The following is a 26208-nucleotide window of genomic DNA, read 5'->3' as shown; positions in this document are numbered from 1 at the left end:
CACTAAAAAGCCCGCGTTATGCGAGCTTTTAGTTTACTGGAGTAGCGCGACTATCTTACAAGATAAATCGGCTAAGATCTTCATCTGCAACTAATTCACCTAAACGTTGGTTCACGTAGTCGGCATTAATTTCAACTTTACTGCCAGGATTGTCGGTAGCATCAAATGAAATCTCATCCATTAAGCGTTCCATCACGGTATGCAAACGACGTGCGCCAATGTTCTCGGTGCTTTCGTTCACTTGCCATGCTGCATCGGCAATTTGAGCAATACCATCTTCGGTAAACACGACATCCACTTTTTCCGTGCCCATTAATGCGGTGTATTGCTCTGTGAGAGATGCATGAGGTTCAGTTAAGATACGTTTAAAATCATCACTGCTGAGTGCTTCTAATTCAACTCTAATTGGCAAGCGACCTTGCAGTTCTGGGATTAAATCTGACGGTTTAGCGGTTTGGAATGCGCCAGATGCGACAAATAAGATGTGATCAGTGCGAACCATACCGTGTTTAGTTGAGACTGTGCTGCCTTCGACTAAAGGAAGAAGATCGCGTTGTACCCCTTCACGAGACACATCACCGCCACCGGTTTGATCGGCGCGTTTACAGATTTTGTCGATTTCATCAATGAACACAATCCCGTTGTTTTCGGCATTGAAAATCGCTTGTTCTTTTAAGTCCTCTTGATTGACCAACTTAGCGGCTTCTTCTTCCACTAAGGCTTTAAGGGCATCTTTAATTCTTAGTTTGCGACTTTTCTTAGTATCGCCCGCTAGGTTTTGGAACATGCCTTGCAGCTGATTGGTCATCTCTTCCATGCCAGGAGGCGCCATAATTTCGACCCCCATTTGCGGCGCAGCCACATCGATTTCTATTTCTTTATCGTCGAGCTGACCTTCGCGTAATTTCTTACGGAAGATTTGGCGAGTATTGGATGCGGTGTCTTTGGCTTTATCGTCTTGGCCCCAACCTTCGCGAGGAGGTGGCAATAGCGCATCAAGAACGCGCTCTTCCGCTTGTTCTTCGGCGCGGAATTTCACTTTGTCCATTTCTTGTTTTTGGGTCAATTTAATCGACACGTCCATCAAGTCACGAATAATGCTTTCGACTTCTTTGCCCACATAGCCGACTTCGGTAAATTTAGTGGCTTCAACTTTAATGAAAGGAGCATTGGCTAGCTTGGCTAAACGGCGTGCTATTTCTGTTTTACCCACACCAGTTGGGCCGATCATCAAAATATTCTTTGGCGTTACTTCGGCGCGAAAGTCTTCTGATAATTGCATACGACGCCAGCGATTACGCAGTGCAATCGCCACCGCACGTTTGGCTTTACTTTGGCCGATAATGTGTTGATTGAGTTCATGAACAATTTCACGAGGTGTCATTTCAGACATAAATTTTTCCTTCTTTAAGAAGAGATAAGCTTCATATAAATTAGCAACCGTGTTGAGTCTGCGGTTTATAATTCTTCAATAGTATGGTGGTGATTGGTGAACACACAGATATCACCGGCGATATTTAAGGCTTTTTCAGCAATTTCACGCGCTTCTAAATCGGTGTTCTCTAATAACGCAATCGCGGCAGATTGAGCAAAATTACCACCAGAACCAATTGCGATTAAATCGTTTTCAGGCTGAACCACGTCACCATTACCAGTGATAATAAGAGAAGCGGTTTCATCGGCCACGGCAAGGATTGCTTCAAGTTTGCGTAACGCGCGATCGCTGCGCCAATCTTTGGCAAGTTCCACCGCCGCTTTGGTTAAGTGGCCTTGGTGCATTTCAAGTTTACGCTCAAAACGCTCAAATAGAGTAAAAGCATCGGCTGTACCGCCAGCAAAACCGGCTAATACTTGTCCGTTATAAAGACGACGCACTTTTTTTGCATTGCCTTTCATTACGGTGTTGCCTAGAGAGACTTGGCCATCACCGGCGATGACAACTTTATTATTACGGCGTACAGATACTATCGTAGTCACAAGGAACCTCTTCTTATTCTGCTGTTTTAATTTATATGCGGCTGAAGAGGGTGGAATTCAAGGGAAGAAAGGAAAATGGCACAGGATCGAACGGGCAGTTTGGTGAATATAAAAAGAGCAAAGCGAGCTCATGGATAGCTCGTCCCTCGCTTCCGAGGTGACGAGCATTTTTAGACTATAGTTAAGAAAGGGAGAGGATGATTTTTATTTCCCCAGCGTGTCTTTCATGATGATACATGGCTCGATCTTAGCGCGCTGCAATACGTGCTGATCTTTTACCGCTAAGCGTTTGTAAGTATAAGGGCCCAAGATGATGCGATACCAACTACTGCCTTCTAGCTTCAATACCTTACTTTTCAAACCTTGGAAGGCGATGTTCGCTTTGCGCTGTTCTGCCTGAGACTCCACTTTATATGCGCCACATTGCATGATGTAAGGGATCTTTGGTACGACTTGTTCTTTGGCTTTTACTTCAATTTCGCGTTGCGGCAAACTTTGCATGTAATCCCACTGTTCTTTCGGCGGTGGAGGTAGCGCTTTTTTAGGCTTGGCTTTTGGCGCGACAGGAATAATCGTAGCGCTTGGGGTTGCCGGTTCTGGATCATTATTAAGCATTGAGATCAAAGAGATTAATCCGCCAGCGAGAATGATCGCAATAATAGCCGCCTTCCAAGGGATCGCACGTTGGGATGCTTTCTTCTTCGGTGCAGACTTGCGAGTGTTCTTCTTTTTGGGTGCAGGACTTTTTCTTACGTAATCTCTATTAGCCACGGGCGCTCTATAATTTTGTATTGTTTAAAAAAGGAGCCACATATTAATACCAATTGGCTCAAATATCTACGATTTATAAAGTGGCATAAAAAAGCCAACCCATCGCCTCTCTCTAATTAAAAGTATATAAGGCTTAAGTTGGCTGAATCTATTATTTGGATTTTAATATTTAATTTTTGGTGGCCCAGCGCTGTTGCGGATGACTAAGTTGGCTTCGAGTAAGCGCGAACCGGCTCGAACTTCATTGCCTTTTAGTGTTTCTAATAACATCAACATTGATTGTTTGCCAATCTCATAACGAGGCTGAGCAATAGTGGTTAATGGCGGTTCGCAGTATTGTGAAAATTGAATATCATCAAAACCGACTACCGAAAGATCTTGTGGTATCCGATAGCCCATTTTCTTCGCTTGCTGCATTGCGCCAATCGCCATTGCATCATTATGACAAAAGATAGCGGTTGGAGGTTCAGGCTGAGTTAATAATCTCTTAACCGCTAAAGCACCGGATTCAAAACTGAAATCACCGTAGACTCTATGACTAGGGTTCATTTCTAACCCAGCTCGGCGCAGAGCTTGTTGATAGCCTTGGTGGCGGAACTGACATAAAGCTGCACTCTCTGGACCTGACATTTCGGCCACGCGTTTATGTCCCATTTGAGTCAGATAATTCACGATATCAAACGCGGCGGTCAAATTATCAATATGCACGGTTGGTAATTCTAGCTCTGGCGCGTATTCACAAACCATTACCAAAGGTGGAAGATTTTTTTGTTCCGGCTTGCTGACATCAAAAGGGGTGTCACTACCGAGTAATACCATGCCATCAGCTTGTTTGGTAAACACCAAATTCATAAACGTGGTTTCACGGTTAAGTTGCTGACTGCTATCACCCAGTAAAATTAAATAATCATGTTCAGCGGCGGTATCTTCAATCCCTCGAATGATTTCTGAGAAATAAGGATCACAGAGATCCGGCACGATAACGATAATGGTTTTCGATTCGTTGCGTCGTAAGTTTCTTACCAATGAGTTAGGCGAATATCCCGATGACATCACCGCATCTTCTACTCGTCTTCGAGTTGAGTTAGATACTTTTTCTGGGCTCATTAATGCTCTTGAAACGGTGGCAGTGGATACGCCTGCAAGTCGGGCAACCTCCTTCATTGTCGCCATAAATTTTCCTCTCTCTAAAAACCCAAATGGGTATAACCTATATCTTAAAAAATGCGCTGATATAGGCAAAATAATGGTTTCATCCCACCGGATAACGACGTCTTAATGTTATAAAAATGGGTGGTGAGCATTCGCGCTGGTTACCCTGCTTATGATTAAAATAAAACGTTAATCCGGCAAGGAGGCATTAGCATTACGAATATTCTCATTTTATGCTTAAAATTAAGTGGTTAACATTAATTAGGCTGCAATAATTACATAAAAAAAGTGATATCGCTCGCATTGAATTATTTTGCAGCCCTATTTATAACTATTGAGATATTACTAACTAAGGTCTTGCGGCTCGATGTCTAATGACCAGCGTACTTTTTTGGCCAGTGGCAACAGCTGAATTGCCGGTTTTGCCGACGCTAAGATACGCTGCATTTTCGATCTTGTTTCGATTTGTAGCAGTAGTTGCCAGCGGTATTTTCCTGCGCGTTTGGATAATGGTGCCGGCATAGGGCCTAGTACCATGCAAGTCTCATCAAACAGTGGATGCGCTTCTAATGTGTGTCTAACTTGGCGTAAAAAACTTTCGGTTGAGTCATTTTGAGTCGCTTCGGCACGGATCAAAGTCAAATGAGTAAAAGGTGGCAATAGTGCCATTTTTCGCTCTTTCAGTGCTGTCTGAGCAAAGTGGTGATAATCCTTATGCAACAAGGATTGTAATAACGCATGCTCGGGGTGGTGAGTTTGCAGTAAAACCTCACCTGGTTTACTGGCTCGCCCTGAGCGACCAGCAACCTGAATAAACAATTGTGCCAACCGTTCTGAGGCGCGAAAATCACTGCTATAAAGCGAACCATCGACATCAATTAGCCCCACTAAAGTGACATTAGGGAAGTGATGCCCTTTAGCCAACATTTGCGTGCCGATTAAAATTTGATACTCGCCAGTACGGATCGATTCTAATGCCGACTCTAAACTGCCTTTGCGGCGGGTGCTATCACGATCAATGCGCAAGGTTTTGAATTCAGGAAATTGCATCTCAAGTTGTTTTTCAAGCTGCTCGGTACCCACTCCAACTGAAACCAATTGAGTGGAACCACAGCCTTCACACTGACGCACTACCGGTCTTTGCGAGCCGCAGTGATGACAACGGATCTCTTGGCTACCTTGGTGAAAGGTATAATAAGCATCGCAACGCTTACATTCACAAATCCAGCCACATTCATGACACATTAACGCGGGCGAAAATCCACGCCGATTCAAAAATAACATGACTTGATTGCCGTCATTTAAGTGGCGACGCATTTGGGCGATTAGTGGCGCAGATAAGCCACCTTCTAAATATAAACCTTTAATATCGAGCACTTTATGGCTGGCGGCTTGAGCATTACCTGCGCGTTTGCTTAGGGTTAAGTAATGATATTTACCCACTTGGGCATTGTGCAGAGTTTCCAGTGCCGGAGTGGCAGAGCCTAACACGATGGGAATATTATCTTTGTGGGCGCGCATCACCGCGACATCGCGCGCATGGTAACGCAAAGTATCTTGTTGTTTATAAGAGGCGTCATGCTCTTCATCGACAATAATGATGCCCAAGCTAGCAAATGGAGTGAACAGCGCCGAACGTGTGCCGATCACTATGCCAGCTTGCTTATCTCGCGCCGATAACCACGCGTTGAGGCGTTCGGTATCATTTAAACCTGAATGGATTACTTCTACCGGCACATTAAAGCGGCGTTTAAAGCGCTGAATCGTTTGTGGGGTTAAGCCAATTTCAGGCACCAGAATCAATGCTTGCTGACCTTTATCGAGTACCGGTTTTAGCAAGTTTAAATATACTTCGGTTTTCCCCGAACCTGTCACCCCATCCAATAAGTAACAGCCAAAGCCAGATACATTATTAACGGTGGCAATTGCGATCGCTTGCTCTTCATTCAGTTTAGGTTTGAGGTCGCTATTCTCGATGTCTTTGGGCCAACGAGAGGTCACAGGTTGAGAATGGCTCACACTGATCCAACCTTTATCTTGCAGCGTTTTTAAGGTGTTACTACTGACCCCTTCTTCTATCATCAGCGGATGAGGCACGGGGCCATTTTCTACTAATCGCATCGCTTGAGCTTGTAGATGAGCACGACCGAACCCTGCCGCGAATTGATCTTTACCTGAGTCGGTAATATGCCATTGTTTCATGCTGGCAAAACTGGCGGCTTTGCCTTTGCGCAGTAGTGAAGGCAAGGCAAGAGAGAATGTATCGCCAAGCGGATATTGGTAAAATTGACTGCACCAGATCAATAGCTGATATAAAGGCGTCGGCCATACTGGTTGTTGGTCTAAACAGGCTTTGATGGGCTTGAGTTGTTCGACTGGTAAATCAGACGTATCGACCAAAGCGGTCACGATGCCGGTTAAGGTTTGGCGGCCAAAAGGTACCGACACTCGTCCGCCTACCACCGGATATAAATAATTCGGGATCTGGTAATCAAAACATTTGTCCAACGGGACAGGCAAAGCGACTTGGGCGATAGTGGGGCGCATAAGTGATGAATTTCCGTGGCAACAGAATACGGCGAATGAGGCTCTATAATAAAGCAAGCCCATTGCAATTTCGAGCACCTATACACGTTTATACTAGAAGCTTCAGTCTTATTTTATATAAACAACAATAGACTGCGTTTACTCACCCTAATCACATAGTTGACCTGCCTATTTATAAAAGATGGCTCATAGGGCTTCGTGCACTTGTCGCCTAACTGTAACTCCAATTATTTAGTGTCTATGTTCGAGGGTCATATAAGGTAATGAAATTGGCCTCGAACAATAAATGCTGAAAAACAGAGCAAATTCCTTGATCGATGGGCTGTGATTCATTATTATACTGCGCCTCGAACGATGTAGATTTCTGCATCATTTTTAACACCACGTATGGTGTCTGGCATCCTTTGTTTATCTCTTTTTATAAAGAGTGAGATAAAAGGAAAGAACCAGATAGCGATACGGACCAATATTAAGGTTTGTCCTATGAAAACTGGAATCCACCCAGAATACAAAACAGTTGCTGCAACTTGTTCTTGCGGTAACGCTTTCGAATTCAGCTCAACTCTAGCTAAAGACAGCATCCACTTAGACGTATGTGACAAATGTCACCCGTTCTACACTGGTAAGCAACGTATCGTTGATACTGGCGGCCGTGTTGATCGCTTCAACAAGCGTTTTGGTGCTCTTAGCAGCAAATAATCTCAGCCTAAAATTTTTAGACTCAGAGACAAATTTCAAAGGGATGCATGCAAATGCATCTCTTTTTTCTTGTCTAAAATAAAATAGCGACAGTAGATCCCGACCGTGCAATCCATTATTATCGCCATTCCTGCCTCATCTTCTTAGGAACACCTAAATTATGTCCGATACTCAAAAGACCAAAGATTTCCGCCAACAAGCTTTGGATTATCATGCCCAACCGATCGCCGGTAAAATTGCTATTGCGCTGACGAAACCTGCCGATTCGGCGGAAGATCTTGCTTTAGCCTATAGCCCAGGCGTGGCAGAGCCGGTGCGCGAAATTGCGCTGAACCCTGATAATGCTTACAAATATACCGGTAAAGGTAATATGGTTGCTGTGATCTCAAATGGTACCGCGATCTTAGGTTTAGGTAATTTAGGTCCATTGGCGTCAAAGCCAGTGATGGAAGGTAAATCTTTATTGTTCAAACGCTTTGCTGGTTTAGATTCGATCGATATTGAAGTAAAACACCGCACCATCGAAGAATTTATCGACACCGTAGCGAACATTGCTGACACCTTTGGTGGTATCAACTTAGAAGATATCAAAGCACCAGATTGCTTTGAAATTGAACGTCAATTGATTGAGCGTTGTGATATTCCAGTATTCCATGATGACCAGCACGGTACTGCGATTGTCACCGCTGCCGGCATGTTGAATGCGATTGAACTGCAAGGTAAGAAACTGCACGAGTGTAAAATTGTTTGTTTAGGCGCGGGCGCAGCGGCAGTCGCTTGTATGGAACTATTGATCAAATGTGGCGCATTGCGCGAAAAAATCTACATGCTTGACCGTAAAGGTGTGATCCATACACGTCGTGACGATCTTAATGAATACAAGCAATTGTTCGCCAATAACACCGACATGCGCACCCTTGAAGATGTGATTACAGGGGCAGATTTATTCTTAGGGGTATCAGGTCCAAACTTGCTGCCACCTGAAGCTTTGGCATTAATGGCAGACAAACCGGTGGTATTTGCTTGTTCAAACCCAGATCCTGAAATCAAACCAGAAATTGCTGCCAAAGTACGTAATGATTTGATCATGGGGACCGGACGCAGTGATTACCCAAACCAAGTTAACAACGTGATTTGTTTCCCATTCATTTTCCGTGGTGCGTTGGACGTTCGTGCCAGTGAAATTAACACTGAAATGAAATTGGCTGCGGTAGAGGCGATCCGTCAGTTGGCTAAAGAAGAAGTGCCAGCGGAAGTGTTAGCTGCTGCAGGGGTTGAATCATTAAGCTTTGGCTCGGAGTACATTATTCCAAAACCAATGGATCCACGTTTATTACCACGCGTTGCTGGCGCTGTCGCTCGCGCGGCGGTGAAGTCTGGTGTGGCGCGTATTGCGTTACCTGAGCAGTACAAATAAATTTTAATACCAATTCCATTTTATATTTGATCAATTTGAATACGCCGAAAAGACGCTGATCCGTCCTTGGTCGCTTAAGACAAGGCCACCCATGGCTTTTGATACTTTTCTCTGTACTCAATTTTGAACGATCATTAAATTTATGGAATTGGTATAAGTCCTTTCTAATTGAAGAAAGTTGAACAAAAAAAGCCCGATCAAATCTAATTTGATCGGGCTTTTTTTGTTCCCTAGTCATCAATTTTTAGTGATTAATGACTAAAATGAGAATCGGTTGTTAATCATCAAAAGCTTCGAATTCGATGCCCATTTCGGTCATCAGTTTTTTCACTTCTGCTGGCAGATCATCAGGGCGATCTTTTCGTAAGTCTTCATCGGTTGGCAGAGGCTGACCGGTATAAGCATGCAAAAATGCTTCACACAACAATTCACTATTAGTGGCATGGCGCAGGTTATTGACTTGGCGACGAGTTCTCTCATCTGTCAGTATTTTTAATACTTTGAGCGGAATAGAAACTGTGATTTTTTTAACTTGTTCACTTTTTTTCCCATGTTCCGCATACGGGCTAATGTAGTCACCATTCCAATCGGCCATCATGTACCTTCGCTGTTTATTGTTGTTATATCAATCAAGGTAAATATCTGATCATCTCATTACTTTGATTGGTATTATTAATTGTCAGGGTGTGATTCTAGCGGCATTGACTGCCATAAGTAAAGACGTTTAGACGTCCAGAAGTGTTGACGTCTTGCTTTGGTAGCGATAAAGTAGCAGAAAAGAACGAGAGAAAGCACAATACTGCCTGAAAAAACGGTAAGATTGAATTTCTGTCAAAAAATTGATTCGTGATTGCGGTTTTAACTCTTTAAATCAATCTATTTTCAAAGAAAACAAAGCGCAAATGGAAAAGGAAGACACCATGAGTTCAAGAAAGCCTGCTACTGTTGCTGTGCGTACCGGTATTGAATCGGATTCTCAATATCACGCGGTCGTGCCACCGATTTATCTTTCTACCAACTACGGCTTTCCTGCCTTTGGTGAAGTGCCGCAATACGACTATACCCGCTCGGGCAACCCTAACCGCGGACTACTTGAACAAGCATTGTCAGAATTAGAGTCAGGTGCAGGCGCGGTGATCACCAATTGTGGTACTTCGGCTCTAAATTTATGGGTGTCGGCTTTCTTAAGCCCTGATGATTTAATTATTGCGCCGCATGATTGTTACGGTGGTACTTATCGTTTATTTAATACGCGCGCGCAAAAAGGTGACTTTAAAGTTCAGTTTGTCGATCAATCCAATCAAGCTGAATTTGATGCAGCCATCGCCAAAAAGCCTAAGCTGATTTTACTTGAAACTCCATCTAACCCTTTGGTTCGCGTGGTCGATATCGCGTTAGCCTGTCAAAAAGCCAAGCAAGTCGGTGCATTAGTGGCCGTTGATAACACCTTTATGACACCGGTGTACCAAAAGCCGATTACATTAGGCGCAGATTTTGTGGTGCATTCCACCACCAAATACATTAACGGTCATTCTGATGTGATTGGCGGCGTGATCATTGCAAAAGATCCTGACCATGTCGAAACGCTTTCATGGTGGGGCAACTGCATTGGTGCCACAGGGACGCCGTTTGATAGTTATATGACCTTGCGTGGTTTAAGAACGCTTCCAGCACGGATGCGAGTCCATGAAGAAAGCGCCCAAGCATTATTAGCATTTTTACAAACCCAAGCATTAGTAGGCACTGTTTATCACCCAAGCTTGCCACAACATCCGGGCCATGAGATCGCCAAAGCACAACAAACTGGTTTTGGTTCTATGCTTAGCTTTGAACTGAACGGCAGTATGGAACAATTGAAGGTTTTTGTTGGTCAGCTCCAATTATTCTCGTTAGCGGAATCGCTAGGGGGAGTGGAAAGTCTAATTTGTCATCCTGCTTCGATGACACATCGCGCCATGTCAGATGAAGCGCAACAACAAGCAGGTATTGCACAAACCTTGCTCCGTGTATCGGTCGGCTTAGAAGATAGCCAAGACTTGATCACCGATTTAGAGCAAGCATTTAAAAAAGCACAAGAGGTAGCGTAAATGAGCACGGCTCGTCAATTACATAAATTTGGAGGCAGCAGTTTAGCTAATCCCGAATGTTATAAACGCGTGGCAAATATTTTGCGCGAATACTCCAATCAATCGGATTTAATTGTTGTATCAGCGGCGGGCAGCACCACCAATCGATTGATTGATTGGTTAGCAGCATTGGAAAAAGATGGTCGAATTGCCCACGAAATTCTACAACAGTTACGTCAATTTCAAGTGGATCTGGTTGAGTCATTATTACCGGCAGAAGCCGCACAACCGTTATTGGATTTATTGCATCATGAGTTCTTAGAATTAAGTGAGATCACCGCGCCAGTTAATGTTGTTGAGCGCTGTGATGCTCTCGGTCATGGTGAGGTGTGGTCTTCGCGTCTATTAAGTGCCTTGCTATGTCATTTAGATATGGAAGCGGTGCAATTGGATTCTCGTCGCTTCTTACGCGCAGAACGTGGTGCTCAACCAGAAGTCGATCGCGCTCGCTCGTTACCTTTGCTTAAAGAGCGCCTAGCGCAGCACGGAAAAATTCGTATCGTGATCACCGGCTTTATGGCGCGTAACGATGCGGGTGAAACTGTGTTATTAGGGCGTAATGGTTCCGATTATTCAGCCACTGTGATTGGCGCACTAGCCGAAGTGACACGCGTGACCATTTGGAGTGATGTCGCAGGTGTGTTTAGCGCCGACCCGCGTAAAGTCTCTGATGCGTGTTTATTGCCTTTGCTGCGTCTAGATGAAGCCAGTGAGCTTGCTCGTCTTGCTGCGCCAGTACTGCATAGCCGAACACTGCAACCGGTAGCACAAAGCGCGATGGATTTAAGCCTGCGTTGCAGTTACCAACCAGAATGTGGCTCAACTCGAATTGAGCGTGTATTAGCTTCTGGTCGTGGTGCCAAAATTATCACTTCGATTGAAGAAGTATTAATGGTGCAAATTCATTTTGGCGCAGGACATGATTTTGAACGTTTGCAGTTAGATGTGATGCGTTCATTAGCTCGCGCACAATTACAACCCTTAGCAATGGAATCACAGCCTGATCAAGGTTGCTTGCTGCTGGCGTATACGCAAGAAATTGCCGGAGATGCGTTAAGTTACTTGCAAGATATCGCGGTTGGCGCAGAAATTAAGCTAAAAGAAGGCTACTCAATGGTGGCTGCTGTTGGCGCTGGCGTGACCAGTAATGCCAATCATTGTTATGGCTTCTATCAACAATTAAAAGATGCCCCTGTGGAGTTCGTCTCTGCCGCAGATTCAGGCTTGAGTTTAGTTGCCATTTTACGTCGCACAGATGTCGCAAGTATTGTTGCTGGTGTGCATTCTCAATTGTTCCAAGCACAAAAACGTGTCGCGATTGCATTGTGTGGTAAAGGTAATATTGGCTCTATTTGAAAGCCAACAAGCGGAATTAGAAAAACGCAGCGGCATGAGTTTTGATTTAGTGGCAGTGGTTGATAGTCAAACCTACTGGCTCGATCTCAATGGCATTACCCCAAAAGATGCACTGGCTCAATTTGAAGATGAGAGTATCAGTAATGATGGTGGCACTTGGTTAGACACGCTGGCCCACCAAACACGCTACGATGAAGTGGTGGTGATGGATGTCACTGCCAGCGCTTTGTTAGCCGATCAATATGAACGAATTGCCGAGCAAGGTATGCACCTGATTTGCGCCAATAAAATCGCCGGTGCATCAAGCTCGGTTCGTTATCATGCCATCAAAGATGCGTTCCAAAAAACCGGACGTCATTGGTTGTATAACGCCACCGTGGGGGCAGGTTTGCCAGTCAACTATGCCATTCATGATCTGCGTGATAGTGGTGATGAAATTACCGCTATTTCGGGCATTTTTTCCGGTACATTATCTTGGTTGTTCCAGCAATTTGATGGCTCAATTCCGTTTAGTGATTTAGTTGATTTGGCGTGGCAACAAGGGTTAACCGAACCGGATCCTCGCTCAGATTTAGATGGTTCTGATGTGATGCGTAAATTAGTGATCCTTGCCCGCGAAGCTGGATTTACCATTGAACCTGAAGATGTCAAAGTTGAGTCTTTGGTGCCGCAAGAGTTGCAACATCTTTCAACCGATGATTTTTTTGATAATGGCGCATTGCTTAATGAGCGTTTAACCGAACGTTTGGAAAAAGCCCAAGTGGATGGAAAGGTGCTGCGTTATGTGGCGCGTTTAAATCGAGATGGCAAAGCGACGGTTGGTGTTGAGGCATTAAATCCTGAACATGCGCTGGCGAACTTATTGCCATGTGACAATATCTTTGCAATAGAAAGCCATTGGTATAAAGAAAATCCGTTGGTTATTCGTGGCCCAGGTGCTGGAAAAATGGTGACAGCAGGTGCATTGCAATCGGATTTGAATCGACTGTCGATTTTGTTGTAAGGGCTATTCGATTGAATTCCTAGTAGCGACGTAAGTTAAATGTTTCAAATGCCACTTATCTTTTGCTCTTTCAACCAGAAAGATCGCGCAGGATAAGTGGCATTTTTTATGACTTGAAATCTACTCACTCGCAATATGAAAAAAATTCATGTTCAGATCGTTGACATTAGATCCTATTCAAGACATTCTTTAGACATATAGACGGCTAAATGTGTTTTGTAGCCGTTAACGTGATTTGTTAGATAAGTATTATTGTGGAAGGGAATTTTCCGCAGTTAGTTTATAAGTGGCTCCGCCGCTGTTGATTTATAAGTGGCCTTGCCACAGGGAGAATAAAGAAATGAGCTATTCACACGCAGGTCATATTGACGCACTTAATCACAACGTTGCCGATCTGGCAGGCAAGATTAACGTTTCTTTTGAGTTTTTTCCGCCAAGCAGTGAAAAAATGGAAGAAACACTTTGGAGTTCTATCCATCGCCTAAAAACGCTACAACCTAAGTTTGTTTCAGTGACTTACGGTGCCAACTCTGGCGAGCGTGATCGTACCCACTCCATCATTAAAGAAATCAAAGATCAAACCGGTCTGATTGCCGCGCCGCATTTAACCTGTATCGATGCTAGCCGCGATGAATTAAAAACCATAGCTCAAGACTACTGGAACAACGGTATTCGCGATATCGTGGCGCTGCGTGGCGATTTACCGCAATCGGGTGGCAAGCCAGACATGTATGCTTCTGACTTAGTTGAATTACTAAAAGGGGTGGCAGATTTTGATATTTCGGTTGCCGCTTACCCAGAAGTACATCCAGAAGCTAAAAATGCTCAAGCGGACTTGATCAACCTTAAACGCAAAGTCGATGCCGGAGCGAACCGCGCCATTACCCAATTCTTCTTCGATGTGGAAAGCTACTTACGCTTTCGCGACCGCTGCGTAACTGCCGGCATTGATGTTGAAATCATCCCAGGCATTTTGCCCGTTTCAAACTACAAACAAGCCAAACGTTTTGCCGACATGACCAATGTGCGTATTCCAAGCTGGATGGCAAAACAATACGAAGGCTTGGATGATGATCCCGTCACACGTCAAATGGTCGGTGCCAGTCAAGCGATTGATATGGTGCGAACCCTAAGTCGTGAAGGAGTCAAAGACTTCCATTTCTATACGCTAAACCGTTCTGAAATGACCTATGCGTTGTGTCATACGCTAGGGGTTCGTCCTTAGTCTTTGAATTATTGTGTTAATTTAGGTTATAAAGGGCTTATCGAAAGGTAGGCCTTTTTTGGGTTTTGATGTTGGGGGTGAGCTCATCGCACAGCCTTCGGCGACCAACCTTTTTTCAACAGCCAAAAAAGGTGGCAAAAAGGCCGCTGCTAGAAATTTTGTCACTCTTGGCTACAACACTCTTCTTTGATATCGGCTTCAACCGCACATCCATGTGCGAAAGAAGCCTCACCAATCATCCATGATTGGTGCATCAAAACGAGTCTTTCCACCAAGCAAAATTTAGGCAGAGTTGGCGGGTTACAGTCCCAATGGCTTGTTAGGATACTGTCTCTTCGCGAAAATACTGTCACCTCTGAGCTGCATTGATTTAAAGCCGCTTCTAGCTGTCTTTTTTACGCTTGAATTTGATATTTACCAAAAGTCCGGTTGAGACATATTGGTAGGGAATACTCGCAATATTTCAATGCAATTATCTTTTACTCGATAAGGTATTAGGTAAGGAAATTTCTGTAAAATAAGCTCTCTAGTGCCAAATATTCTTCCTGCTCGTCCCATTGATGGATTATCTTTGAGGAGCTCGGTTAAATCGTGTACTTCTTTAACAAAATGTCTTGCAGCTTGAGGATTATGTTCGTTTAAGTAATCCGCGTAATGTTCTAGGTTTAGTAATGCATTTTTTAGCCATTTAACCTGCATCCACGCCCCACTTAGAGAAAACCTTTTTCACTTCACTATCAGTAGAGAATTGTCCGGAGTCAGCTTCGCTAATGGCTTTTTTGATTTCATTGACCTGCCAAAGTTCACGATCTAAATAACTTTGAATCGCTTGATTTGTTATCCACGATTTGGTTCGCCCTGTTGATTTAGCAAGAATGGCTAATTTCTTTTCTACTTCTTCAGGGATCCTAACAGACATAGACGGCATAGTGATTTCCTATTGTATTACTCTGTATTCATTGTAGTACAGTGAGGGCATATTTACTATAACGCCTATAATTTGTACTTGCAGTCGCTTAAGAATGACTCGATATCGCTTTAATATTAGATCGAATTTAAATTAAACGTACTTTTCCCCAAGCAAGCCTTTCGCTAAGAATTACGCCAATCTTTTAGTCAATATCGACTCTAATTCCTGCTTCACATCTATCGCCCATGTTAGCCATGATTGGCGTTCAATCAGGTTGCGGCGCACGGTGAGGCGTTCTAAACGCAATGAAGCCGATAATGTGGATTGTAGCGAGTAGCGGGCGTCGAGTTGTTGATAATGGAGGAGCAGCGCTTCGTTTTCGGGGATCAAACGCTCGAGTTGGTCTATTAATGGTTGCGGGGATTGTACCGTGCAGGCCATTAGCTTGGCACTGAATTCATCGCGTAATTCGGTGTGTGACATTGGCAGTTCAAACCACATTTCTAATGCTTTACTGCCATAAGGGGTGATGGCGTACACTTTTTTATCTGGCTTGCCGACTTGCAATAATTCTTCACAAGTCACCCATTCCTTGGCCAGCATTTTACTGAGCTCTCGATACACCTGTTGATGACTGGCTTTCCAGTATTGTCCGGCCTGTTGCGAGAAGGCTTTGGTTATATCGTATCCTGTGGCTTCTTTTTGGCTCAAGATAGTTAAAATGACGTGCGGTAAAGACATAGAATGTTCCAATCGATTAGCTCAGCAAATCATACTCTAATTGCGTAGGCTTCGATATGGCGTCTTGCTTGAGTTGTGAAACTAACAGAAAAAAAGCGAGAACCACAAAAAAGCCGCAACGAGTGCGGCTTTGATTTTAGTCATGACTTGCGATTATCCGGTGTTACGCATACCCGCCGCGATACCGGCGATAGTCAACATCAACGCTTCTTCTAGTTCAGGCGATGGGTTGTCTGTTTGACGTGTACGGTACAACAGCTCGGCTTGCAGCATGTTGAGTGGTTCAACATACGTGTTGCGTAGGCGAATGGATTCTAGCCCCCATGGGTCGTTTTGCATTAAATTTTCGTTGTTTTCCACGTTAAGAACTGTGACGATATCTTTTTGCAATTGGGTGCGTAGACGCTCACCTAATGGCCATAATGACTCATCGGTTAGGCGCTGATCGTAGTAACGCGATACCTCGATATTACACTTCGAGTACACCATTTCTAGCATGCCTAAACGAGTTGAGAAGAACGGCCACTCACGACACATTTCTTCCAGCATCGCTTGATGACCTTTATCGATCGAATACTGGATCGCTTCACCGGCGCCAAGCCAAGCAGGTAGCACTAAGCGGTTTTGGCTCCATGAGAAAATCCAAGGAATAGCACGCAAACTTTCGACCCCACCTTGAGGATTACGCTTAGCCGGGCGAGATCCTAATGGCAGTTTGCCAAGTTCTTGCTCTGGAGTTGCCGCGCGGAAGTAAGGCACGAAATCGGGTTCGCCTTGCACTATGCCACGGTAAGCTTCACACGAGACTTCAGATAAAACATCCATCAGATCGCGCCATTCTTTTTTCGGCTCTGGAGGCGGAAGTAAATTCGCTTCTAAAATCGCACTGGCATATAAGTTGAAGCTGTTGACCGCAACATCCGGTAAGCCCAGTTTAAAGCGGATCATTTCGCCTTGTTCTGTGACGCGTAAACCGCCTTTTAGGCTGCGTGGTGGCTGAGACAGTAATGCTGCATGGGCAGGTGCACCGCCACGACCAACCGTACCGCCACGGCCGTGGAACAAGGTAAGCTCGATGCCTTCAGCGTCTGAAACTTTAACCAGTTTGTCCATTGCATCGTATTGCGCCCAACCGGCTGACATCACGCCAGCATCTTTGGCTGAATCAGAATAACCAATCATCACCATTTGGTGGTTGTTGATGAACTCACGATACCACTCAAGTGAGTACAACTGCTTCATCACCACTTCAGAATGGTTTAAATCATCTAAAGTTTCGAATAATGGGCACACATCCATGCGGAATTTACAGCCACATTCTTGTAATAGTAAATGCACCGCAAGCACATCGGATGCAGTACGCGCCATTGAAATAACATAAGCGCCAAAGGCTTCGCGTGGGTGCTGCGCCATGACGCGACAAGTGTCTAATACTTCTTGAACTTCCGCTGATGGTTGCCAGTTACGCGGCAAGAGAGGGCGCTTTGAGCTGAGCTCTTTAATTAAGAACGCCACTTTTTCATCTTCAGACCATTGAGCATAATCACCAAGTTCAAGGAACTGAGTCATTTCTGCGATCGCATCACAATGACGAGTACTTTCTTGGCGAATATCCAAACGAACAAGATGCACACCAAAGGCTTTAACGCGACGCAGAGTATCAACAATCGTCCCTTCAGCAATCACGCTCATGCCACATTCGCGTAGTGATTGATAACAGGCTAAAAGCGGATCCCACAACTGATCAACCGTGGTTAAAATTGGCAGGTTAGGCACATCTTCGCCGTTGATTTGGGCATCTAATACCGTGGTGGTATTGGTCAATAAAGTGCGTAAACCTTTTAAGATGGCGCGATAAGGTTCGTGTGCATCGCCAGCAAGATCTCGGACTTGTTGGTTACATTGAACGATAGACAGTTCAGTGATTAATTCTTGAATATCACCTAGGAATAAATCGGCCGCTTTCCAACGAGAAAGTAACAGTACTTCTTGAGTAATAGGGTGCGTCACATTCGGGTTACCATCGCGATCGCCGCCCATCCAGTTAGTAAAATGCACTGGGCGAGCATCAATAGCAAGGCCTTCACCAAGGTGACCTTTAAGGCGATCATCAAACTCACGCAAGAAGGCAGGGACGGCTTCCCATAATGAGTTTTCCACCACGGCAAAGCCCCATTTAGCTTCATCTAATGGCGTCGGGCGTTGCTGACGAATCACATCAGAGTGCCAAGATTGAGCAATTAAACCTTCTAAGCGACGCTCAGTTTTAAGGCGTTCGCGAGGAGAAAGATCACTGTGTTCTAATTGCGATAAGCACTGATTGATTTTGACCAATTTATTGATCATGGTGCGACGGGCAATTTCAGTCGGGTGCGCGGTAAGCACTAGTTCAATGTTGAGTTCTTTAATTGCTTGCGCGGTGTCTTCTTTACTGATGTCGTTGTTGGCTAATTTGCCAAACAAAGTATTAATTGCATCGGGTTCGCACACTTGCTCTTCACAATGACGTGAAATGGTGTGGTATTGCTCGGCAATGTTGGTCAGATTTAGGAATTGGCTGAATGCGTGTGCAACCGGAGTGAGTTGCTCATTGGGTAAGTTTTTGATCTCTTCTATCAAATCTTCACGCTCTTGGCTTCCTGCCGTAGCGGATTTTGATAGTTTACGAATGGTCTCCACTTTTTCAAGAATAACATCACCATGTGCTTCTTGAATTGTGTTACCTAGGATATCACCCAGCATGCGTACGTTGCTTTTTAACGCGTCATATTTCTCGTTCATTTTTTAATACTACCTTGTAAATAAATTACATCCGTTGTTATCGTTATCTGTCCAATCTAGCGAATTTATTTGCACTGAGTCAAACTTTTATGTGCTTTAAATAAATAAAGACGCATCCAATTGATCTTGGTCAGACATTAATCACTTAATCCTTAAGTGGTATATTTGTCGTAATTGAAGCTGCAGCTTTGTTGGCTACGCGCTCTCACCCCAATCACTTAGACAAGCTAAGCTCATGGGGCTTCGTTTACTTGCCGCCTCACTGCAACGTCAATTACTTAAAATATTATTATAAGTATTGAAATTAGATGTTTAGCGTCAAGCTTAAAAACAAAACTGGTGAATTGATTTTGACAAAACTTTGATGGTTGGGTCAATAAACTCAAAGGCTAAAAATTCGTCTGGTTGGTGTGCTTGGTCAATAGAACCCGGCCCCAACACTAAGGTTGGACACACATCTTGTAAAAATGGCGCTTCAGTACAGTAATTGACGGTTTCGGAAGGCATCTCACATATCTGCTCCATATCGGTAATAAATGGATGGTCATGTGAGCATTCATAACCTGGGATTGCTTCATGCAGTGGGGTGATGTCTACTCGTCCTGGCCATTTGGCTTGCACTTCTTTTAACGCCGAGCGCAACATATTGTCGAGCCCATCTAAGCTGATCCCCGGCAGTGGGCGAACATCGTAATGCAGCTCGCAGCAACCACAAATTCGGTTCGCACTGTCACCGCCATGAATATGACCTAAGTTTAAGGTTGGGCTTGGAATAGCAAATCCTGGGTGGTGATATTCTTTGATTAACTTGTCACGAAGTTGCATTAAAGCAAATAACACTTCATGCATAATTTCAATTGCGTTCACCCCCAGTGCTGGATCAGAAGAGTGGCCGGATTTTCCGGTTACACGCACCGCATTAGCCACATGACCTTTATGGCCTCGGATCGGTTTTAAGCTGGTGGGCTCGCCAATAATACAGTGATCCGGTTGATACGGCGCATCATCGGCTTGGCATAATTGAGTAAAATGACGTGCGCCGAGCATGGTGGTTTCTTCGTCACACGTTGCCAAAACATACAGTGGTTTAGTTTGTTTGCTCCAATCGACTTTCTTTACCGCTTCAATAATAAAGGCAAAAAAGCCCTTCATATCAGCGGTGCCCAAACCATAAAAACGATTATTTGATTCGGTTAACTGATGCGGATTAAAGCTCCATTGCCCTTCATCAAACGGCACGGTGTCAGAGTGACCTGATAATAGTAAACCGCCAGTGCCTTGACCTTTTTTGGCCACCATATTGTGTTTTCCTGGTGCCACTTCAATCACTTCCACCTCAAAATCGAGGTCTTTAAACCATCCCGCCAGTTTTTCGATAACTTTCTCGTTACCTTGATCCCAAGTTGGATCTGTAGAGCTTATTGATGACGTCGAAATTAGGTCACGATAGACATGAATGAAGTCAGGGATTTGCATAGTTTATTTATCCTTACAAATTCTTTACATTGATAGACTTGGTTTGTGGTTGACAAAAAAGCCAGAAAACGATAAAACACATATTAAATCATTATTTGTGAATAAAAAATCAAATAATAACGAAGATTTTGTATATGTAGTCATGTGTGCGGAATCAGAAATACGATATTTTAAGCTTCATCATTATTAAATACGGAAGTTAATATGTTAAAAACGGCAATTGTTGGTGCAAGTGGTTATACCGGAGCTGAGCTCGCGTTAATGGTGAACAAACATCCTGAACTTACGCTATCAGGTTTATACGTTTCTGCCAACAGTGTCGATGCCGGCAAACCAATTTGCGAGCTACACGGTAAATTACAAGGCATTATCGATATGCCGGTGCAACCTTTAACCTCGGTAGAAGAGGTGGCTCAGCAATGTGATGTGGTTTTCCTCGCCACTGCCCATGAAGTGAGTCACGACTTAGCGCCGACTTTTCTGGAAAATAATTGTGTGGTGCTCGATTTATCCGGTGCTTATCGGGTTCTGTCTGAAGGCTTTTATCCCCAATATTATGGTTTTGAGCACACTCATTCAAAGTGGTTAGATAAAGCGGTTTACGGTTTGGCGGAATGGAATGAAGCGGCGATTGTTGGTGCTGATTTAATCGCCGTTCCTGGTTGTTACCCAACCGCGTCTCAATTGGCGATCAAACCATTAATTGAATCAAACTTACTCGACGATACTCAGTGGCCGGTGATAAATGCCACCAGCGGTGTGACCGGAGCCGGTCGTAAAGCCACGATGACCAATAGCTTTTGCGAAGTGAGTTTGCAAGCTTATGGCGTATTTACTCACCGTCATCAGCCTGAGATTTCTAGTCATCTTGGGCGTGAGGTTATTTTTACTCCGCATTTAGGTAATTTCAAACGCGGCATTTTGGCCACCATTACCATGAAACTGGCTGATGGGGTTAATCAGCAACAAATCGCTGCGGCGTTCGAACAAGCATATCAAGGCAAGCCGATTGTGCGTTTACAACAAGATTTACCGAAATTACAAAATGTTGAGAATACCCCGTTTTGCGATATCGGTTGGAAAGTGCAAGGGCAGCATGTGATTGTGGTATCGGCTATTGATAATCTACTCAAAGGTGCCTCTAGCCAAGCGATGCAATGTCTGAATATTCGTTATGGTTTCCCAATGTTAACCTCATTGCTTTAGGTGCTAATTATTAATATGACTGAATCAATCAACCCAGCTCTTACCCTCAAACCTTTGGTGATAAAATTAGGCGGAGCGGTACTTTCCGATCTTGATACTTTAGCCTTGTTGTTTAAATCGATTGCCGATTATCAACAACAAGCCGAGCGCCAAATTGTGATCGTGCATGGTGGCGGCTATTTAGTTGATGAGTTGATGGATAAGTTGCAATTAGAGACAGTTAAAATAAATGGCTTACGCGTTACGCCCTTTGAGCATATTAATTATATTTCGGGCGCATTAGCTGGAACCGCCAACAAACTGCTCCAAGGTCAGGCGATCAAGCTGGGATTAAATGCGGTTGGTTTGAGTTTAGCCGATGGGGGCTTATGTCAAATTACCCAAGTATCCGATCAGCTGGGTGCGGTCGGTGATGCGAAAGCGGGCAGTGCTGCAGTATTAAGTGCTATTTTAACAACCGGTGCATTGCCGATCATTAGTTCAATTGGTATTACTGCGCAAGGTCAACTCATGAATGTTAATGCCGACCAAGCTGCGGTTGCGGTGGCGACAGCATTAGATGCCGAACTGGCTTTGTTGTCCGACGTAAGTGGCGTGCTAGATGGCAATAAACAATTAATCGCCGAACTGGATCAAAAACAAGCCGATCAATTAATCGAGCAAAAAGTGATCACAGATGGCATGATAGTAAAAGTTCAAGCAGCGCTCGACGCGGCCAAAGAATTAGGACGCGCCATTGAAGTGGCGGGTTGGAAAAAGCCTGAAAAATTAACACAATTGTTTTCAGGAACTAGTATAGGGACACGTTTTCATCCTTAATTTACCCCGTCATATTTGATTGGTATCGGGTGAGAATACAAAGAAATACTCTACGGAATGGAGTCAGGCACAAAACCGCTCATTCCAAGGAAGGACATTAATATTTTTGGAGAAGTACAATGGGCAAGTTAAGTGTCGATAAAGCAAGTGTAAACAAAGTGGTTGTCGCCTATTCTGGTGGCCTTGATACCTCAGTGATTATTCCGTGGCTAAAAGAAAACTACGACTGTGAAGTAGTGGCGTTTGTGGCCGATGTAGGTCAAGGCGAAGAAGAATTGGTTGGTATCGAAGAAAAAGCCATCGCCTCTGGTGCATCAGAATGTTATATCGCCGATCTTAAAGAAGAAATGGTGGCTGATTACATTTACCCAACTCTTAAAACTGGCGCGCTGTATGAAGGTAAATACCTACTGGGTACGTCAATGGCTCGTCCTATCATTGCTAAGGCGCAAGTTGAAGTAGCGCGTAAAGTGGGCGCCGATGCCTTATGTCACGGATGTACTGGTAAAGGGAATGACCAAGTACGTTTTGAAGGCGCATTTGCCGCGCTAGCCCCTGATCTACATGTGATTGCACCGTGGCGTGAGTGGGATTTAGTCAGCCGTGAAGAGTGTCTAGACTACCTTGCCGAGCGTAATATTCCTTGTACCGCTTCATTAACTAAAATCTATTCTCGTGATGCCAACGCATGGCATATCTCAACCGAAGGCGGCGTTCTAGAAAATACTTGGAACGCACCAAATGATGATTGCTGGGCATGGACCGTCGATCCAGAGCAAGCGCCAAATGAAGCAGAATATGTTTCTGTGATCGTTGAGAAAGGGGAAGTTGTCGCGGTTGATGGCGAAAAAATGACACCATACAATGCGTTAGTTTACTTAAATGAAAAAGGCGTGAAACATGGCGTAGGTCGTATTGATATCGTTGAAAACCGTTTAGTTGGCATGAAGTCTCGTGGCTGTTACGAAACTCCAGGTGGCACCATTATGATGGAAGCGTTGCGTGCGGTTGAGCAATTAGTATTAGACAAAGCGTCTTTTGAATTCCGCGAAGAGTTGGGCGTGAAAGCTTCTCACCTTGTCTATGATGGTCGTTGGTTCACTCCGCTATGTAAATCATTACTGGCAGCAACCGAAGAGCTGGCACAAGATGTTAACGGTGAAGTGGTGATTAAACTGTATAAAGGCCAAGCTATCGTGACGCAAAAACGTTCAGATAACAGCTTGTACTCAGAAGAGTTTGCCACCTTTGGAGATGATGAAGTTTACGACCAAAGCCATGCTGGCGGTTTCATCCGTCTGTACTCGCTTGCCAGTCGTATCCGTACTTTGAATGAAGCGAAGAAAAAATAAAGACAACAATTACTGTCATTCGGTAACTTGCTCTTAATGAGTTATTGGGTATGACGGTTTAAAATTACTAAGAATATATACTCAAAGTAATTGGAGTTGCAGTGAGGCGGCAAGATCGTTCAGCCCCATGAGCTTAGTGCGCTAAGTGAGTGGGGTGAACGAGCGTAGCCAACAAAGCTGCAGCTTCAAGTGCGATGAGGAGAAGCAGGAGAGACACCAATGGCATTATGGGGCGGAAGATTCACCCAAGCAGCAGACACTCGGTTTAAGCAATTCAATGACTCACTGCGTTTTGACTACCGATTGGCTGAGCAAGATATTGTCGGGTCGATCGCTTGGTCCAAATCTTTGCTTTCAGTTAACGTGATCACTGAGCAAGAACAACAAAAATTAGAATTAGCGCTGAACGAACTAAAGTTAGCGGTAATGGAAGATCCAGAACAAATCCTGCAATCGGATGCGGAAGATATTCACAGCTGGGTCGAAACACAATTGATCAGCCGTGTCGGCGATTTAGGTAAAAAACTGCATACTGGTCGTTCGCGTAACGACCAAGTGGCAACCGATTTAAAACTTTGGTGTCGCCAACAAGGTCATCAACTACTGATGGCGCTCGATCGTTTGCAATCTCAAATGGTATCGGTCGCGCGTGAGCATCAAGATACTGTGTTGCCGGGCTATACCCATTTACAACGTGCACAACCGGTGACATTTGCGCACTGGTGCTTAGCTTATGTTGAAATGTTTGAGCGTGATTACTCGCGTTTGTCAGATGCGATTGTTCGTCTTGATACTTGTCCTTTAGGCTCTGGCGCATTAGCCGGTACCGCCTACCCAATGGATCGCGAAAAACTGGCGCATAATCTGGGCTTTCAGCGTGCCACTCGTAACAGTTTAGATTCGGTTTCCGATCGCGACCATGTAATGGAATTAATGTCGATCGCTTCTATCTCTATGTTGCACCTTTCTCGCCTTGCCGAAGATATGATTTTTTATAACTCGGGCGAATCAGGTTTTATTGAACTCGCCGATACCGTGACATCGGGTTCTTCATTAATGCCACAAAAGAAAAATCCGGACGCACTTGAACTTATTCGTGGTAAGACTGGCCGTGTTTATGGTTCACTCGCGGCCATGATGATGACAGTCAAAGCATTGCCGTTAGCGTATAACAAAGACATGCAAGAAGATAAAGAGGGCTTATTTGACGCACTCGATACTTGGAACGATTGCATGGAAATGGCGGCGTTGTGTTTTGATGGCATTAAAGTCAATGGCGAACGTACGCTCGAAGCAGCGAAGCAAGGTTACGCCAACTCAACTGAACTGGCTGATTACTTAGTGGCTAAAGGCATTCCATTCCGTGAAGCGCACCATATTGTGGGTGTGGCGGTGGTGGGCGCCATTGCCAAAGCTTGCGCGCTAGAAGAATTAAGCTTAGAAGAGTTAAAACAATTCTCGCCAGTAATCGAAGAGGATGTTTACGCCATTTTAACCATAGAGTCATGTTTAGAAAAACGCTCAGCCTTAGGTGGCGTATCACCAAAACAAGTGAACTACGCGGTTAATCAAGCGCAAAAACGTTTAGCCGAACGTGATACTACGGGCGTCAAAGTGAGGCCTGCGCGCCTAACCGATATAGATTCACTAGAGGGCATGGTTGCTTACTGGGCCGGGCTAGGTGAAAATCTACCGCGCAGCCGCAGTGAGCTTATTCGTGATATTGGCTCGTTTGCTGTGGCCGAGCATCATGGGGAAGTGACCGGTTGTGCCTCGTTATATGTTTATGACTCTGGCTTAGCTGAAATTCGCTCACTTGGTATTGAGGCAGGTTGGCAAGGTCAAGGACAAGGCGCAGCGATCATTCAACACTTGGTGGCGCGAGCTAAGCAAATGGCCATCAACAAGGTGTTTGTATTAACCCGTGTGCCAGAGTTCTTTATGAAGCAAGACTTTATCCCGACCTCCAAAACCTTGTTACCAGAAAAAGTACTCAAAGATTGCGATCAATGCCCACGCCAACATGCGTGTGATGAAGTCGCCTTGGAAGTAAACTTGAACGAACAAGTTATTTTGAAGGTCAATGTAGCTTAAAAGAGTGAAAGTTTAAATTGATAGGGTTTATCATTAAATTCTATTGTTCTTTAATGCTTTTGCTTTGCCATCAATAACATTGAGCCGGTTTATAAGAGGCGTATACTATAGCCCAAGCTGATTTATTCAGTTTGGTTTTTTTTATTATCTTATCAAATTGATAGCCTATACTTGCTTAGATGCTCGATTCATTATTCTAACGTCTAAGCCATTCATTTAACGTTATCTTCTTTAAGGTTATTTATGTCAATGCAGTTATTTCATGTCGGGATGCCAATATCAGATTTGATATTTGGTGATACTTTGTATTTTCCTGCTATTTTTAAAGCATTTTTGTTGGGTACGGTGCTGTGGATTATTCTGGTCAAGCCCAATAGGACACCTGACTTTGTAATTTTTCATAGTCGATTGGCGTTAAATCACCAAGCATAGTATGCAACCTTTCATGGTTGTAATACCGGATATATTCTTCAACATCTTCTTTCATTGCATCACGCGTTAAATAAACCACATTGAGTAGCCATTCATTTTTCAAGCTACCGAAGAACCGTTCGAC

Annotated in this window: 20 protein-coding genes and 1 pseudogene; 9 read left to right on the top strand and 12 right to left on the bottom strand. The window is 44.3% G+C overall.

From position 1 onward, the window contains the following. Positions 1–55: 55 nt before the first annotated feature. From hslU to priA, 5 genes are all read right to left on the bottom strand, one after another. Entirely contained in the window at positions 56–1393 is a 1338-nt protein-coding gene (gene hslU / locus HC723_RS04625; RefSeq protein WP_153445830.1) for an HslU--HslV peptidase ATPase subunit, read from the bottom strand. Between the two features lie 65 nt (positions 1394–1458). After that, positions 1459–1977 (bottom strand): ATP-dependent protease subunit HslV, encoded by a 519-nt coding sequence (gene hslV / locus HC723_RS04620; RefSeq protein ID WP_153445832.1) that lies wholly within the window; start codon positions 1975–1977, stop codon positions 1459–1461. A 204-nt stretch (positions 1978–2181) separates the two neighbouring features. Further along, positions 2182–2748, bottom strand: a complete 567-nt coding sequence (locus tag HC723_RS04615; RefSeq protein WP_153445833.1) for an SPOR domain-containing protein — start codon at positions 2746–2748, stop codon at positions 2182–2184. 162 nt (positions 2749–2910) lie between these two features. Then, the gene (gene cytR / locus HC723_RS04610) at positions 2911–3921 is read right to left on the bottom strand and encodes a DNA-binding transcriptional regulator CytR (protein ID WP_190338357.1); all 1011 of its coding nucleotides are present in this window, start codon (positions 3919–3921) and stop codon (positions 2911–2913) included. Between the two features lie 324 nt (positions 3922–4245). Continuing rightward, complete coding sequence (gene priA / locus HC723_RS04605) at positions 4246–6447, bottom strand: primosomal protein N' (protein WP_153445837.1); 2202 nt, start codon at positions 6445–6447, stop codon at positions 4246–4248. A 483-nt stretch (positions 6448–6930) separates the two neighbouring features. On the opposite strand from priA, the gene rpmE reads away from it, so the two are divergent. After that, positions 6931–7146 (top strand): 50S ribosomal protein L31, encoded by a 216-nt coding sequence (gene rpmE / locus HC723_RS04600; RefSeq protein ID WP_153445839.1) that lies wholly within the window; start codon positions 6931–6933, stop codon positions 7144–7146. 160 nt (positions 7147–7306) lie between these two features. Further along, positions 7307–8563 carry a malic enzyme-like NAD(P)-binding protein gene (locus HC723_RS04595; protein ID WP_153445841.1) on the top strand — a complete coding sequence of 419 codons (1257 nt, stop codon included), beginning with the start codon at positions 7307–7309 and terminating at the stop codon, positions 8561–8563. A 277-nt stretch (positions 8564–8840) separates the two neighbouring features. Here HC723_RS04595 and metJ read toward each other — a convergent pair whose 3' ends face one another. Then, positions 8841–9158 carry a met regulon transcriptional regulator MetJ gene (gene metJ / locus HC723_RS04590; RefSeq protein WP_153448095.1) on the bottom strand — a complete coding sequence of 106 codons (318 nt, stop codon included), beginning with the start codon at positions 9156–9158 and terminating at the stop codon, positions 8841–8843. A gap of 325 nt (positions 9159–9483) precedes the next feature. On the opposite strand from metJ, the gene HC723_RS04585 reads away from it, so the two are divergent. The 3 genes and pseudogenes from HC723_RS04585 (at position 9484) to metF (ending at position 14273) form a co-directional block, all read left to right on the top strand. Beyond that, a complete protein-coding gene (locus HC723_RS04585; RefSeq protein WP_153445843.1) occupies positions 9484–10650 on the top strand; it encodes an O-succinylhomoserine (thiol)-lyase in 1167 nt (388 codons plus the stop codon). After that, a pseudogene (locus HC723_RS04580) lies at positions 10651–13048 on the top strand (bifunctional aspartate kinase/homoserine dehydrogenase II). It begins immediately after the preceding gene. A 340-nt stretch (positions 13049–13388) separates the two neighbouring features. Further along, complete coding sequence (metF, locus tag HC723_RS04575) at positions 13389–14273, top strand: methylenetetrahydrofolate reductase (protein WP_190338356.1); 885 nt, start codon at positions 13389–13391, stop codon at positions 14271–14273. 414 nt (positions 14274–14687) lie between these two features. On the opposite strand, the gene HC723_RS04570 is transcribed toward metF, so the two are convergent. The 5 genes from HC723_RS04570 to argE form a co-directional block, all read right to left on the bottom strand. After that, a complete protein-coding gene (locus HC723_RS04570) occupies positions 14688–14972 on the bottom strand; it encodes a type II toxin-antitoxin system RelE/ParE family toxin (RefSeq protein WP_190338355.1) in 285 nt (94 codons plus the stop codon). After that, on the bottom strand, positions 14962–15201 hold the full coding sequence (locus tag HC723_RS04565; protein WP_153445850.1) for a CopG family ribbon-helix-helix protein: 240 nt from the start codon (positions 15199–15201) through the stop codon (positions 14962–14964). The genes HC723_RS04570 and HC723_RS04565 overlap by 11 nt, the downstream gene beginning before the upstream one ends. Positions 15202–15372: 171 nt before the next feature. Continuing rightward, entirely contained in the window at positions 15373–15924 is a 552-nt protein-coding gene (locus HC723_RS04560) for a PadR family transcriptional regulator (RefSeq protein ID WP_190338354.1), read from the bottom strand. Between the two features lie 153 nt (positions 15925–16077). Continuing rightward, positions 16078–18705, bottom strand: a complete 2628-nt coding sequence (ppc, locus tag HC723_RS04555) for a phosphoenolpyruvate carboxylase (protein WP_190338353.1) — start codon at positions 18703–18705, stop codon at positions 16078–16080. A gap of 324 nt (positions 18706–19029) precedes the next feature. Then, the gene (gene argE / locus HC723_RS04550) at positions 19030–20181 is read right to left on the bottom strand and encodes an acetylornithine deacetylase (RefSeq protein WP_153445855.1); all 1152 of its coding nucleotides are present in this window, start codon (positions 20179–20181) and stop codon (positions 19030–19032) included. Positions 20182–20385: 204 nt separating this feature from the next. Here argE and argC point away from each other — a divergent pair, with 204 nt between their 5' ends. From argC to argH, 4 genes are all read left to right on the top strand, one after another. Then, positions 20386–21387 carry an N-acetyl-gamma-glutamyl-phosphate reductase gene (gene argC, locus HC723_RS04545; RefSeq protein WP_190338352.1) on the top strand — a complete coding sequence of 334 codons (1002 nt, stop codon included), beginning with the start codon at positions 20386–20388 and terminating at the stop codon, positions 21385–21387. 15 nt (positions 21388–21402) lie between these two features. Further along, positions 21403–22206, top strand: coding sequence for an acetylglutamate kinase (gene argB / locus HC723_RS04540; RefSeq protein ID WP_190338351.1), 804 nt, complete (start codon positions 21403–21405; stop codon positions 22204–22206). Between the two features lie 119 nt (positions 22207–22325). Then, the gene (locus tag HC723_RS04535; RefSeq protein WP_153445861.1) at positions 22326–23558 is read left to right on the top strand and encodes an argininosuccinate synthase; all 1233 of its coding nucleotides are present in this window, start codon (positions 22326–22328) and stop codon (positions 23556–23558) included. A 219-nt stretch (positions 23559–23777) separates the two neighbouring features. Further along, complete coding sequence (argH, locus tag HC723_RS04530) at positions 23778–25652, top strand: argininosuccinate lyase (RefSeq protein ID WP_190338350.1); 1875 nt, start codon at positions 23778–23780, stop codon at positions 25650–25652. Positions 25653–26016: 364 nt separating this feature from the next. On the opposite strand, the gene HC723_RS04525 is transcribed toward argH, so the two are convergent. Continuing rightward, the coding region (locus HC723_RS04525) for an IS3 family transposase (protein ID WP_190338349.1) at positions 26017–26208 on the bottom strand (192 nt) is incomplete at its 5' end.

It is taken from the genome of Vibrio sp. S11_S32 (assembly GCF_014694465.1).
In the GTDB taxonomy this organism is placed as follows: Bacteria; Pseudomonadota; Gammaproteobacteria; order Enterobacterales; family Vibrionaceae; genus Vibrio; species Vibrio algicola.
The sequence above is the reverse complement of the archived record's forward strand: the minus strand, read 5'-3'. Positions and strand labels throughout refer to the sequence as shown.

Bases quoted from the DNA above. Each gene is read 5' to 3' on its own strand.
- HC723_RS04535 (WP_153445861.1), top strand. From the start codon at position 22,326: ATGGGCAAGTTAAGTGTCGATAAAGCAAGTGTAAACAAAGTGGTTGTC.
- HC723_RS04595 (WP_153445841.1), top strand. From the start codon at position 7,307: ATGTCCGATACTCAAAAGACCAAAGATTTCCGCCAACAAGCTTTGGAT.
- HC723_RS04570 (WP_190338355.1), bottom strand. From the start codon at position 14,972: ATGCAGGTTAAATGGCTAAAAAATGCATTACTAAACCTAGAACATTAC.
- argE (WP_153445855.1), bottom strand. From the start codon at position 20,181: ATGCAAATCCCTGACTTCATTCATGTCTATCGTGACCTAATTTCGACG.
- rpmE (WP_153445839.1), top strand. From the start codon at position 6,931: ATGAAAACTGGAATCCACCCAGAATACAAAACAGTTGCTGCAACTTGT.
- argB (WP_190338351.1), top strand. From the start codon at position 21,403: ATGACTGAATCAATCAACCCAGCTCTTACCCTCAAACCTTTGGTGATA.
- hslU (WP_153445830.1), bottom strand. From the start codon at position 1,393: ATGTCTGAAATGACACCTCGTGAAATTGTTCATGAACTCAATCAACAC.
- cytR (WP_190338357.1), bottom strand. From the start codon at position 3,921: ATGGCGACAATGAAGGAGGTTGCCCGACTTGCAGGCGTATCCACTGCC.
- argC (WP_190338352.1), top strand. From the start codon at position 20,386: ATGTTAAAAACGGCAATTGTTGGTGCAAGTGGTTATACCGGAGCTGAG.
- HC723_RS04560 (WP_190338354.1), bottom strand. From the start codon at position 15,924: ATGTCTTTACCGCACGTCATTTTAACTATCTTGAGCCAAAAAGAAGCC.
- HC723_RS04585 (WP_153445843.1), top strand. From the start codon at position 9,484: ATGAGTTCAAGAAAGCCTGCTACTGTTGCTGTGCGTACCGGTATTGAA.
- metF (WP_190338356.1), top strand. From the start codon at position 13,389: ATGAGCTATTCACACGCAGGTCATATTGACGCACTTAATCACAACGTT.
- metJ (WP_153448095.1), bottom strand. From the start codon at position 9,158: ATGGCCGATTGGAATGGTGACTACATTAGCCCGTATGCGGAACATGGG.
- priA (WP_153445837.1), bottom strand. From the start codon at position 6,447: ATGCGCCCCACTATCGCCCAAGTCGCTTTGCCTGTCCCGTTGGACAAA.
- HC723_RS04565 (WP_153445850.1), bottom strand. From the start codon at position 15,201: ATGCCGTCTATGTCTGTTAGGATCCCTGAAGAAGTAGAAAAGAAATTA.
- argH (WP_190338350.1), top strand. From the start codon at position 23,778: ATGGCATTATGGGGCGGAAGATTCACCCAAGCAGCAGACACTCGGTTT.
- ppc (WP_190338353.1), bottom strand. From the start codon at position 18,705: ATGAACGAGAAATATGACGCGTTAAAAAGCAACGTACGCATGCTGGGT.